The following is a 12,013-nucleotide window of genomic DNA, read 5'->3' as shown; positions in this document are numbered from 1 at the left end:
CCGTCATCCTTCGACTACGCTCAGGATTCGACTGCGCTCACCGCTCATTTCTTAATAAATAAGGGCTTTAGCGTAAACCATGCCAGTGCCGGGAAAAAGTGCATCGGCACGGTAAGGCCCGGAAACAGTTCGGGTTGCTCAAAATCGAGCGGTAATTTTATGGCAAATGGTCCCAGAATACTTACAAAAGTGAGTATCACCAATACAAAATTGAAAACAATTTCACCTTGTTTGGGCAGCCATTTTATTAGCAAGCCATAACCCACAGAGGCCAGCAAACCGGCTAACGTACTAACAATAACAACGTTTACCGGTTTTACAATGGTCGAAAAATCGGCCCCGTTTGCACCGGTGTATACCTTTTGATAAATGAGGGATGCCACGCCTGCCAACACGCCTGCTATTAAGCCCGATAGTAATAATCTTTTAAACATAGTGCTATGTTGGTTTTATTATCCTTTTGTAACAGGCACGCTTACGTCGATCTTAATTTGCTCTGCCACGTCACCGCCCGGTTTGCCGATATGGAAATCGCTGCGGTTAATGGTAAAGCTACCTGTAAAGGTGCCGGTGGCACCTGCCTGTTTAAAAGTAAAAGGAATGGTAGTTTCCTTTGTAACACCGCGTATCTGCAAATCGCCGGTAACCTGGTAAGTATTGCCGGTTTTTACCACCTTTTTACTGGTGTATTTTATTACAGGATACTTAGTGGCATCGAACCACTCGTCACCTTTGGCATGCTTGTTTTGCAGGCCGTTGCCGGTGTTAATAGATGCCACATCGATGGTTACATCGAATTTCGAAGCAGCAGGGTTAACCTCGTCGAATGCAATGGTACCTTTAAAGGTTTTAAAAATACCTGCCACATCGTTGCTCGAAAATTTGATACTATATTTATCAGTGATAGTCCAGTTTTGGGCTACCGTGATGGCAAACACTGCTGTAAAAGCCAGCAGCGTTGCCATTGAAAAGATCAACTTCTTCATAATCGAATGTTATTAGTCTTTTGCAAATTCAGTGCTTGCCTGTAAAGCAACTTCGTCGCTAAGCATGGCTGCGGGCATAGAAGGTGCAATACCAAAGTCGCTGCGTTTAATTTTGCCGGTGATATTGAAACCTGCAATTGTTTTTTTGCTCATGGGGTTGGTGCTGGTACCGTTGAAAGTAACATCCAGTACAACAGGTTTTGTAACGCCATGCAATGTAAGGTCGCCGCTTAATTTGTATTTCTTATCGCTTACTTTTTTAAATGAGGTGCTTTTAAAAGTGAACGTAGGAAATTTTGCTGCGTCGAAAAAGTCGGGGCTTTTCAGGTGACCGTCGCGTTGGTCGTTATCGGTATTGATGCTGTTGATATCGGCAGTTAATTCAATAACGGCGTCGGTAAAATCGGGCTTCGAAGAAGTGATTTTTGCATCGATGCTGTTAAAAGTGCCACCCAGTTCGGCTACTGTTAAGTGGGTAACGTTAAAGCCTAATCTTGAATGCGCTTTGTCTACCGACCATGTTTGTGCGAATGTTGCTGTTGATAAAATCAATAATGCTGCTGCGATGATAGTTGCTTTTTTCATGTTTTCTTATTGTTTGAGTAATTAAAAACTAAGCTGGCTGAACGCCAAACGCTTAACGCTGAAGGCATAACGCCAAACACTTACTACTTGTTTACGGGTTTTGCGTTAAACTTTATGGATTCATGCTGAACGATTAATACTTTGTTGTTATACGTTACGGTTTTAGTGTTTTGCGTTGGGCATTAAGCGTTAAGCATTAAAGGGGGTTGCAAAAATATGCTTTTCACCCACAATATTATTTGCAATCTCCGTCGGGAGTGCAGGTTTCTCCTTCTATAATTGTTAAATTATTATTTTCTTTTTTCCATTCGTTGTACGCTTGTTCCAGGGCCTGGTGAAATGCCTCGGCAGACTGGGCGCCGGATACGGCATATTTACGGTCGAGCACAAAGAACGGAACGCCGCGTACGCCTAATGTTTCTGCCTCGGCAATGTCGTTATGCACTTCATTGGCGTACGCTTTGTTTTCAAGCGCCTCTTTTACCTCGGTACCGTTTAACCCAATTTCAGTTCCCAGTTGAACCAGCGTTTCGTGGTCGGAAATATTTTTTCCCTCAGTGAAATAGGCCTTAAATAAAACTTCTTCAGCCGCATCGCCTTTGCCGTATTTTGAGGCGAGATGCGAAAACCGGTGTGCATCAAACGAATTGGCCACAACGGCCTTGTCGAAATTGTACTGCAACCCTTCGGCAGCGGCCATATTGGTTACATAATCGTTCATTTCTTTGGCACGTTGTACTGTTATGCCCTTATGTTCGGCCAAAAACTGATTGATGTTTTTACCGGGTTGATATTGAATAGAGGGATCGAGCTGAAAACTTTTCCACTCCACTTCAATGTCGTCTTTAAAGCTTAATTGCTGTAATGCGGTTTCGAACCGGCGTTTGCCGATATAACAAAACGGGCACATTACATCTGACCATATTTCAACTTTCATAATATATTTTTTGTTTCTACCGACATTTCGTCCCTACCGATATTTCGTCCCTACGGGACGCTACGGATCTACCATCCCTGCGGTTACCGGCATTTCGTCCCTACGGGACGCTACCGACCTACCATCCCTACGGCTACCAACATGCCGTCCCTACGGGGCTTACGCACCCAATACCTTAGGCAGGTATTCTTTCAGATCGGCAGGTTTACGTTGCAATAATTTTTCCAGTGAACTGTCTGTTGCATCCATTTCGCCTGCGCCAATACTTTCGGCAATGCTTGCCATCAATGGTATATATAGCTCGGGTACACCAGCCTGTTTCATACCTTCTTTTAAAGCATCAACAGGAATGGGAATGTAACTAACCGTTTTGCCCGCTACTTTGCTTAATACAGTTGCAATTTCATGGAACGTATACGACTGGCCCGAAGTGATTTCGTATATTTTGTTAGCATGCTGCGAAGGGTTGATGGCTACATTGGCAGTGGCTTCAGCCATATCGAGCCTTGAAGCGAAATTGGCTTTGGCATCGCCTGCTGCATAATACCATTGTCCGCTTTCCAATGCGGGGCCCAATAGCATAGGAATTACTTCAACATAAAATGTATTTCTGAATACGGTATAGGGAATACCGGATTTTTTAAGCATCGCTTCGGTATGATAATGATCAATACCCGCAGTAAATTTCAATGAATCAGAAGCTTTCAGCACACTGGTATATATTATATGTTTTACCCCGGCTGCTTTTGCAGCATTCACTACATTTTCATGCTGCCCTAATCTGTTTTCCATAGAGCCGGATGAAATAAATACCAGCACATCAACACCGGCAAAAGATTTTTGCAAAGAAGCGGCATCAAAATAATCTCCGGTCCTTAATGCAATGCCTTTTGCAGCTAATGAAGCTCCTTTTGTTTCATCACGAACCAGGGCAGCGATCTGGCTGACAGGTGTATTTTTCTTTAATAAAAAGTCAATGGTGGCAGTTCCTAAGTGGCCGTTAGCTCCTGTGATCAGTATCATAAGTCAAATTTTTTGTTACGCTTTTATTAATTAGTTTTTTGTTTTACCTTGCATCCTATTAGTTTCTTACTCTCTTTTGGAGAGTCAAAGCTAATAAGTAACTTAATACCAACCAAGAAGTTACTCCATTGAAAGCCAGTTACCTAAAGGTAAGTTATCTGAAAATCAATGTTTAGACATGAAAAATAATGAAAAAATTAACGAAAATGATCACTCCGGATGCCCCATCCGGCATATTCTTGACCGGTTTGGCGATAAATGGAGCATTCTGATCATTTCATTGCTGGGCCACAAGGGAAAGATGCGATTTAATGAGCTGAACCAGGAAATAGGTGATATTTCACAAAAAATGCTCACCGTTACATTGCGTTCGCTGGAAGCCGACGGATTGCTGACGCGTAAATTGTTTCCCGAAATTCCACCACGGGTTGAATACGAAATAACCGACCTGGGCCGAAGCCTGTTACCTCATATTGAACACCTGGCTCAGTGGGCAGTACAACATATGGAGAGTATTATGGAGAACAGGAAGAAGTATGCGAAGATGAAAGAAAGTTGTAAGTAATAAGTTTTAAGTTAGTTCATTATCAGTCATACTTCCTTTTTCACTAACATAGTTTTTTGGTAACACCTGCGGCTCTTCGGCTTCTTCGATAAAAACAAAAGCGTCCCCCGGTTGAGAGACGCTTTGCGATTGTTATCAGATTATTCTGTTTTACCAAATACCCATCATTCAATATTTCTTTCGCGGCTTTGATTGTAAATGCCTGAAGTACCCGAAGTGCTGTCGGTGTAAGAAGCTATATTGCCTGGTCCAACACGCAGCCGGTTTTCAACATTTCGTACTCCGGATACAGATTCTACCAGATCTTCGGCACGCCGTTTTTGCATGCGGTTGTCAACGCGGCCTGTTAATATTACTTCATCGGTATGAACTTCAATTTCAATGTCCGAAGCATCGAGCATATCATCATCTGTAAGCCTGTCGCATACGTCTTCTTTTATACGTTCTTCCGAGCGGTGATATGTTTTTGGTCCTTTACCTCTGTACCCACCTTCATAATACCTGTCCATTTCACGGCGGCGTTCGGCCTCGTCATCGCCAAACCACGAAGAAACTTCATCGCGGGTACGTTCCCACCAGTTGCGATCCTGGTTACGCCCCTCTCTTCCGTATCTGCCTTCACCACGGAACATATTTTCCCTTTTGCCTTCCCTCGACATTCTGCCATAGCCGCTTTCGCTGCCATACCTGTTTCCATATCCGGATCCATAACCTGATCCATAATCACCATAATTACCCATGTTTTCATTTTCTCGCTGCCAGTTTTGCCGTCCATAATTGCCGCCTTGTCCCATGCTGCCGTAGCTACTGCGACCTGAGCTGCTGCCCATACCTGAGTATCCCTGGCCATAACCTCCCATGCCCGAGCTACCTCTGTATCCATAGGTTCCCGAAGTGCCGTATTGTGTGCTTTCATAGTCGCGGTCATTTCCATACCGGTTTTCATCATTATCGGGCATATAGTTGGTTCTGCTATAATCCTGATTCGAAAGCCTGTCGTAATCGCCTTCTTCCATTCCACTACGATAATCCCTGCGTGATTGCATACCTCTGCCCTGATTATAGCCGTATCCTGAATTATAATCCTCCCGATTTTGATTTTGTTCGTTCTGTTGATTGAATCGATTTCTGTTTTGATTCCACTCCTGATTTGAGCGCCAGGATTGGGAACCCTGATTTTGATTTTTATCCATAATCAATGAGTTTAATGATTAAAAAGGGAGTATCATATTGGATAAAAAAATTATGCCTATAAAGGCTGAAAGTAAAGCGCGTGAATTTTACCCGTGCTGTAAAGTTTTTTCCTCAACTGAATTTGGATTGTAATTTGAAAAAAGTGTTCCGCGAAGCGGACTAAATAAGAAAAAAGAGAATTTATACTTCAAGACTATTTGCCTCACTGGTTTTGGTATTTGAGGTCACTGCCTTCAGGTCTTCAACCGGTGGTTTGCGATGCCACACCGAGGCTAATATAGAGCCGGTAATATTCATGATAGGACCAAAAATAGCAGGCGCCAATCCCAGGGTGGCGGCTTTGCCCATTTCGCGGGCGAGGCCCGATGCCAGTCCGCCGTTTTGCATGCCTACTTCAATAGCAATGGTTCGTGCGTCGCGTTCGGCAAGACCGAACCCACGGCCTATCCAGTAACCAAATAAATAACCGGTGGTATTATGAAGAAGTGCGCATGCGATCAATGCAGGACCAATCACTAATAAATTATCGCGACCGGCCGCCACTATAATAACAATAATGAAGGCAATGCCGAACATCGAAATCAGCGGCATCACTTTATCGAGCCATTGAACCTTGCCTTTAAAAAATTGGTTGAAAGCAAGACCGGCGCCGATTGGCAGCACAACGATTTTAATTATATCCCACATCATGCCCAGCGCATCAACCTTTATAAATTGCCCGCCCAGTACTTTCATCCATAACGGCGTTAAAAAAGGCGATAACAACGTAGCGATAGCCGTTAGCGTAACTGATAAAGCGAGGTTTGCATTGGCGAGGTACGACATTACGTTGGAGGCCATACCACAGGGCATGCTGCCGATCAGCACCACGCCTGCTGCTATTTCGGGTGGAAAATTAAATGCTTTGGCGAGTGTATAACCAGCCAGCGGCATAAAGGTAAAATGGCCAAAAAGTCCGATAAGCACGGCTTTGGGCATTTTTATAACACCGGCAAAATCTTTCACGCCCATTTCGGTGCCCATGCCAAACATGATCAACTGTAATAAAGGAGTAAACAGTGTGGCCAGTTTAAAACCACCCCATGTATCGAAATATTTCGGATAATACAAGGCGGTTGTAACTGCTGCAAAAATGAGCATGGTAAATGAGAATCCCTTTACGGGAGCAAAACCTCTGAAGCCAATGGAAAGAAATATAAAAAACGCAATCAGCAGCGGGCCTGCATAGCTGTTTTTGCCCTGCGTTATAAACAACACAAAGGCGATTAAGGAAATTACTGCTGCCGACAAAGCAATCTTATAACTGTTCATTGGTGAATGGTGAATTGTGAGTTGTGAGTTGTGAACGGTGAATGGTCAATGGTCAATCGTCAATAGTGAATTTCAATAGTGAAACGGCTTTTACTCACCATTGACCACTCACCATTCACGACTTTACCAGGTCCTCTTTTTCATATACTCATCCAGCTGTTCGCGCGTCATGGGAATTTCGTTCGGGTTCTTTTTCAACCAATCCAGAAAATCCTGTTTTATTTTGTCTGTCCACTGGCTATCGATCTGGCCGGGGGTATATTTTCCTTCCTTCAGCATACTAATGCCAAATTTATCTTTTAAAATAACAAATTCTGCCGTTACAATTACTTTTTCGGCCATGTGCGCCGGAATAAATAATACGCCGCCTTTTTTGGCAATCACGAGGTCGCCGGGCAGTACAATAGCATGGCCAATCCGAATGGGCGTGTTCAACCCCATCAATACTTCATCTTTCAGGTAAGACGGGTCCCAGTCACGAACATACGCATTAAAACCTTTTATATCTGTCAGCCCTTCAAGGTCGCGGGCAGCCGCATCAAATACCACGCCGTTGCCCGACTTGCTGTAGATGGCATTGCCGAGGTTGCTGCCTATTAAAGTACCGCCCGAAATTTTTCCAAATCCATCGGCCACGTATACATCGCCTTTGGTGAGCATATCGATAGGCCACGAATTGGTATTACCAATGCGTCCTTCTTTTTTGCCACGCTCTTTGATGTTCTTTTCAACATCGGGCCGGGCGGGCATAAAGCTGGCGGTCAGGGCCCGGCCAACAACGGGCGTATCGGTATGAACCATTTTCCAGTTGCCTTCGTACTGGCAGGTATATCCTTCGTTGCTTAGTATCGTCCAGGCATCTTCAATGGCAATGGCTTTTGCCCGGCGAACGAGGTCGTCGGATATCTTTGGCCGTCCATCGGCAAAGCGTTCCCCTTTCCATTCTGAAGTCAGGAAAATGAGTTCATCGCGCGGAATGGTTTGCGCATTTGCGCAAAAGGGTTTATAAGAAAGAAGAACAATCGTTACAATTATGGTTACTCGTTTCATTTTAAAATCGTTTATGTTCGCGCAAAGGCGGCGAAGGCGCAAAGCAGTTTATAAAAACTCAGCCCACAAACAAACAAATTTTCACCACCAGTTCGGCTTACTCAACACCATGGGTGTTACAATGCCATTTAAATCATATACTATTTTGCCGCCCTTGATGGTCATTTCACATTCAAGTTTTTGGGTGCCATCTACTTTGTAACCGGTGTAATCGTAAAAGCCAAATTTACCGGTGCGCATACCCAATATAGCTATATCGGCAATAGCGCCTTCAGATAAATGGCCCAGCTCTTCGTGTTTGATTTCTTTGGCAGGATTCCAGGTTGAAGCCTGTATAACCGCATCGAGAGGCATGCCTATAGCCATTAATTTCGACATCACATTCAGCATGTCTTTCATGGCGGCATTCATGCTGTTGGTATGAATATCGGTACTGATCGAATTGGGAATAAAACCGCTTTTCAGTGCGGGTATGGCCTGGGTAAATGCAAAGCTGATGGAGCCATAGCCCACATCAAACGCAATTCCCTTTTTCTGCGCTTCGGTAACAAAAGGTTTTACTTTTTTTGAATTGATATCGACAATCGATTCGCGATCGCGCAGCTGTCCAAAGCAGTGTGTAAAGATATCGCCGGGCCGCAGGTGTTTTGTAAATAGTTCTTCGATAGACAAAGGTGGATTGCTGCCGCCAAAATCGATCATTACCGGCATATTGGCCAGTTCGCCTGCTTTTACAGCTTCATCAACCGGTTTCCAGTCGGCACCCACAAAGTGCGCTACTTTAATACCAACAACATAATCATGATAGCGCCTTGCCGTCATGCCGCTGAGCTTGCCATCCATATCGTTGGTATCCTGTTCGTATACACCTCCCCGCATGCCTTCGCCCACAATATTTATAAATGCAAGTACGCGTGTTTGTGAATTGTCGATCACCTGTTTTTTGAAGAGGGGAAAATTGCGCCAGCCCGAAGAGCCGGCATCTACTACTGTGGTAACACCGTTTCTGAAAGTAAACCCGTCGGGCACTATGGCCAGCGTGCCATTGCTATAGGTTCGCTCGGGGTCGGTTCCGTAAAAAACATGAACATGAGGATCGATCAGTCCGGGTGTAACATATAAGCCTTTTGCATCAACAACCTGAGCGGCTTTGGATGCATCTATATTTTTGGCAACCTTACTAATTTTGCCGTCCTGTACAGCAACATCCATTATTTCGTTGATGTTGTTTTTGGGGTCAATTACGTGCCCGCCTTTAATTACTATAGCATATTGTTGTGCGTAAGAACAATGCAACACACAAATCAGCAAAAAAAACAAAATACCCGTTTTACGCATGGGCCGGTTTGGTTTTAGTTGATCAGATATTTCGTGCAAAAATTTTATTTCGCGCAAAGGCCAAAGGCGCTAAGGAATTTGCATTTAATACTTTTGCGCCTTAGTGTAGCGCAATTATTATTTTGTCGGATTGAACAGATAAACGCAGATGCACTTCGCGCAAAGAAACCGGTAACCAAGGAGGAAGTATGAAGGATTACTCCTCCATACTTCGTTTCCTTGTGCCTTTTCCTTGTTATAGCCTTTTGATTGGGTCGCGAGCCTTTTTATTGCTTGTTCGCCGCCCGATAATTATCGGAATAGCGAAGACAGATGCCTTTTGTCTCTGTGCCTCGTTGCCTCTATCCAACTTTTGTCAGCTCCTCCTTAATCCGCGCTGCAACAATTTTATCCTGCCCCGGTTTCAGCATCCATACGGTTACGGTTATGCCATTATCCTTTACACCGCCTATTTCGATGGAAGGATTGCCATTGCGCAATTTTTCCTGCAGCTCTTTACCGGTTAGTTTTACTTTGGCTGTATCCCATGAAATATTTAAAGTGGGTGTAACATTACCCAGGGGCGGAACGGTTATTTCGGTGGTTACACCGCTCACCGATTTCACTGTATTATCAACAACAGCAGTTGAGGCTTCCCATTCTTTCCATTCTTTATCATGGTCCTGTTTTATGTATTGCTCCACCGCTACATACAGGCCCAGTATCTCTTCTTTATTTACTTTAAAACCACGGCCGATATTAAATCCGCGTGGCGGCATATGCAAACGGGCGGCTGCTATGATCTCTTTTTTGCCCATCAGCAATCCGGCGCTTTGCGGACCGCGCATGGCCTTTCCACCTGATATTACCACAAAGCTGAAACCCATATCGTTAAACTTCCACAGGTTCGATACGGGAGGCACATCGGCTGCAACATCGATAGAAGTAGGAATGTTGTGCTTTTTTCCCAGCGCCACCCACTCCTCGTGTTTTATTTTGCCTTTGTCGGCTTCGATATTTAAAAAATGTAACAGTGCTGTTTTATCATTGATGGCCTTCTCAACTTCTTCCGCTGTTTCAACATAAATCAGTTTACAACCGGTGTTCTTTAAAGCATGGTTGTATACGATATCATGTGCTTTTTGAATAATCACTTCCGATTTCATACCGGTGCCATCGAGGTGCGGCAACTGCTCCACTTTTTTCTGGTCCATACCGGTTAATATGCCGGCCAGTCCCAGCGTCATGCCCGAAAAGGCGCCCGATGTTACCACAGCCGATTCTGAATGAACCAGTGCGGCGATCTTTTCGCCTACTTTATCCTGCAGCTCATCGAGCAAACAAAATTCGGTAGCCCCACCTTGTATTGCATCCAGCACATAATCGTGCATCAGTGAACCTGTCATATAAGTAAGGGTACCCGCGGCATTGATAAAAGTGCGAACACCCAGTTCTTTAAAAAGGTTGCGTTTAACAGATGGAGGAGCAGCAGGCGCAGCGAGTGTTCGTTGAAACGGAATAGCAGATACTCCGCCGGCCAGTGGGAAAAGAGAAAAAAATTTAAGCAATTTTCTCCGTTGCATACACAGTTAATTTTATAGATGACCAATTTGTTGAATTACCTGGCAAACATTCAAGTAGGTATATTTAAGTGGTCATCCTTGTTCCGATAACAATCAAAATCGCTTACAAATACCGGCACAGGACTTGCCTCTTCAGAGAGGGTAAATGATCATTTGCCCCGATAACGATCGGGATTAAAACATCAAATCTTAAAAAGCGTAGCGGCACAGCGATAAGAGAATAAAAACTGCCCACTACGGCAATAGCAGAACCTTAACCAGAGAACAATAATGCTTACACGTAAGCAATACAATCCATTTCAACCAATGAGTCGCCCGGAACGCCTCCTTTGGCAACAGCTACGGTGGTACGCACCGGTGGCTTATTTCCAAAGCGGCCTTTGAACACCTCATTCATATCTTTATAATCCTTGAGATCGTCGAGATATACATTTACTTTCAATACTTTTTCCATAGAAGAACCATTGGCTTCGAGCTGTTTTTGCATCTCCTTCAACACGTGATCGGTGTGCGATTTAATATCACCGGGAAAGTGGGCGCCCTGACCTGCTATAAATAATAATCCGTTGAATTTGGTGGCTTGTGAAAACAGGGGAATTACCTGGTCGTATACAATATCAGAGACTTCCTTTTCCCGGGGTGCAGCAGCCGATGTTTCAGCCTTTGCTAAAAATCCCAATCCTACAGTAGCGGCTGCAGAAGCGAACAATTTTTTAAGAGCATTTCTGCGTTGTGTTGTCATGCGTAATTTTCTTTATAAGTGTTAGAGTTGGAAAAAGCATTCAACAAATCAACCACTAATTTAGGCCCATTCTCCAAAAATGCAAAAATTAATTGCAAAAAAATCGCATAAATTTATTTAAATGGTTGCAGTTTCACAGCAAAAGGCGAGAAATCTGCGCAAATAGTTGCAAATTATGCAAACAAAACCGGGAATTTCTTTATAGGCATTTGGCATTCCTTCTTTACAATGGGTAAAAGCAATTTTGTTATTGGTCATTGCATCATTGAAATGCTGAATAGTGAAACATTTGCGGCCATCGCGTGAAATGTTGTGGCCATCACAAAATATGTTATTGCCTTGTACTAACCGGGTCATGCCCATCGATTGCTTTACAACGGCCATTGTAAAACCAACAATGGGCATCACCAATCATGAAATTGCCAAAAACAGATATGTTATAGCCATAGCTTTCTTTGTGGCGCCCGCCGCAGACGTTTCAGCGGGGTGCTTCAAAATGGATACTCCCATTACAAAACATGTTATGGCCATTACATTTTTGAAATTGCAAAAACCAAATGAGCAGAGGCCATCACATTCGCAGTGATGGGCATAACATTCGCAGTTATGCCCATTACATAATTTACAATGGGCATTACCAATATTGGTTATCCCCGTTATATATTTTGTTATAGCCATTACATTCGCAGTGATGCCCGTAACCTGATTCACAACGGGCAT

The 12,013-nt window shown here is 43.9% G+C and carries 12 protein-coding genes; 1 reads left to right on the top strand and 11 read right to left on the bottom strand.

Features of this window, described 5'->3' with window-relative positions; all coding sequences use genetic code 11:
* Positions 1-44: 44 nt before the first annotated feature.
* The 5 genes from AC59IL_RS19740 to AC59IL_RS19720 form a co-directional block, all read right to left on the bottom strand.
* Complete coding sequence (locus tag AC59IL_RS19740) at positions 45-434, bottom strand: DUF6069 family protein (RefSeq protein ID WP_496553910.1); 390 nt, start codon at positions 432-434, stop codon at positions 45-47.
* Between the two features lie 18 nt (positions 435-452).
* Positions 453-986: a YceI family protein gene (locus AC59IL_RS19735; protein WP_496553909.1), complete on the bottom strand. Its 534-nt coding sequence runs from the start codon at positions 984-986 to the stop codon at positions 453-455.
* Positions 987-998: 12 nt separating this feature from the next.
* A complete protein-coding gene (locus AC59IL_RS19730) occupies positions 999-1,571 on the bottom strand; it encodes a YceI family protein (protein ID WP_496553908.1) in 573 nt (190 codons plus the stop codon).
* Between the two features lie 235 nt (positions 1,572-1,806).
* A complete protein-coding gene (locus AC59IL_RS19725) occupies positions 1,807-2,508 on the bottom strand; it encodes a DsbA family oxidoreductase (protein ID WP_496553907.1) in 702 nt (233 codons plus the stop codon).
* Positions 2,509-2,667: 159 nt separating this feature from the next.
* Positions 2,668-3,531 (bottom strand): SDR family oxidoreductase, encoded by an 864-nt coding sequence (locus AC59IL_RS19720; RefSeq protein WP_496553906.1) that lies wholly within the window; start codon positions 3,529-3,531, stop codon positions 2,668-2,670.
* A gap of 178 nt (positions 3,532-3,709) precedes the next feature.
* Between AC59IL_RS19720 and AC59IL_RS19715 the strand changes: the two genes are divergently transcribed.
* Positions 3,710-4,096, top strand: a complete 387-nt coding sequence (locus tag AC59IL_RS19715) for a winged helix-turn-helix transcriptional regulator (RefSeq protein WP_496553905.1) — start codon at positions 3,710-3,712, stop codon at positions 4,094-4,096.
* Positions 4,097-4,260: 164 nt separating this feature from the next.
* Here the strand turns inward: AC59IL_RS19715 and AC59IL_RS19710 are convergent, their stop codons facing one another.
* The 6 genes from AC59IL_RS19710 to AC59IL_RS19685 form a co-directional block, all read right to left on the bottom strand.
* Positions 4,261-5,289, bottom strand: coding sequence for a BON domain-containing protein (locus AC59IL_RS19710; protein ID WP_496553904.1), 1,029 nt, complete (start codon positions 5,287-5,289; stop codon positions 4,261-4,263).
* Between the two features lie 181 nt (positions 5,290-5,470).
* The gene (locus tag AC59IL_RS19705) at positions 5,471-6,601 is read right to left on the bottom strand and encodes a bile acid:sodium symporter family protein (protein ID WP_496553903.1); all 1,131 of its coding nucleotides are present in this window, start codon (positions 6,599-6,601) and stop codon (positions 5,471-5,473) included.
* 123 nt (positions 6,602-6,724) lie between these two features.
* Entirely contained in the window at positions 6,725-7,651 is a 927-nt protein-coding gene (locus AC59IL_RS19700) for an RraA family protein (RefSeq protein WP_496553902.1), read from the bottom strand.
* A gap of 81 nt (positions 7,652-7,732) precedes the next feature.
* The gene (locus AC59IL_RS19695; protein ID WP_496553901.1) at positions 7,733-8,989 is read right to left on the bottom strand and encodes an amidohydrolase/deacetylase family metallohydrolase; all 1,257 of its coding nucleotides are present in this window, start codon (positions 8,987-8,989) and stop codon (positions 7,733-7,735) included.
* A 341-nt stretch (positions 8,990-9,330) separates the two neighbouring features.
* Positions 9,331-10,551, bottom strand: a complete 1,221-nt coding sequence (locus AC59IL_RS19690) for an aminotransferase class V-fold PLP-dependent enzyme (protein ID WP_496553900.1) — start codon at positions 10,549-10,551, stop codon at positions 9,331-9,333.
* A 274-nt stretch (positions 10,552-10,825) separates the two neighbouring features.
* Complete coding sequence (locus tag AC59IL_RS19685; protein ID WP_496553899.1) at positions 10,826-11,293, bottom strand: RidA family protein; 468 nt, start codon at positions 11,291-11,293, stop codon at positions 10,826-10,828.
* Positions 11,294-12,013 lie beyond the last annotated feature (720 nt).

Source organism: Niastella sp. sgz303648 (genome assembly GCF_059587045.1).
The sequence above is the reverse complement of the archived record's forward strand: the minus strand, read 5'-3'. Positions and strand labels throughout refer to the sequence as shown.

Bases quoted from the DNA above. Each gene is read 5' to 3' on its own strand.
- AC59IL_RS19740 (WP_496553910.1), bottom strand. From the start codon at position 434: ATGTTTAAAAGATTATTACTATCGGGCTTAATAGCAGGCGTGTTGGCA.
- AC59IL_RS19735 (WP_496553909.1), bottom strand. From the start codon at position 986: ATGAAGAAGTTGATCTTTTCAATGGCAACGCTGCTGGCTTTTACAGCA.
- AC59IL_RS19730 (WP_496553908.1), bottom strand. From the start codon at position 1,571: ATGAAAAAAGCAACTATCATCGCAGCAGCATTATTGATTTTATCAACA.
- AC59IL_RS19725 (WP_496553907.1), bottom strand. From the start codon at position 2,508: ATGAAAGTTGAAATATGGTCAGATGTAATGTGCCCGTTTTGTTATATC.
- AC59IL_RS19720 (WP_496553906.1), bottom strand. From the start codon at position 3,531: ATGATACTGATCACAGGAGCTAACGGCCACTTAGGAACTGCCACCATT.
- AC59IL_RS19715 (WP_496553905.1), top strand. From the start codon at position 3,710: ATGAAAAATAATGAAAAAATTAACGAAAATGATCACTCCGGATGCCCC.
- AC59IL_RS19710 (WP_496553904.1), bottom strand. From the start codon at position 5,289: ATGGATAAAAATCAAAATCAGGGTTCCCAATCCTGGCGCTCAAATCAG.
- AC59IL_RS19705 (WP_496553903.1), bottom strand. From the start codon at position 6,601: ATGAACAGTTATAAGATTGCTTTGTCGGCAGCAGTAATTTCCTTAATC.
- AC59IL_RS19700 (WP_496553902.1), bottom strand. From the start codon at position 7,651: ATGAAACGAGTAACCATAATTGTAACGATTGTTCTTCTTTCTTATAAA.
- AC59IL_RS19695 (WP_496553901.1), bottom strand. From the start codon at position 8,989: ATGCGTAAAACGGGTATTTTGTTTTTTTTGCTGATTTGTGTGTTGCAT.
- AC59IL_RS19690 (WP_496553900.1), bottom strand. From the start codon at position 10,551: ATGCAACGGAGAAAATTGCTTAAATTTTTTTCTCTTTTCCCACTGGCC.
- AC59IL_RS19685 (WP_496553899.1), bottom strand. From the start codon at position 11,293: ATGACAACACAACGCAGAAATGCTCTTAAAAAATTGTTCGCTTCTGCA.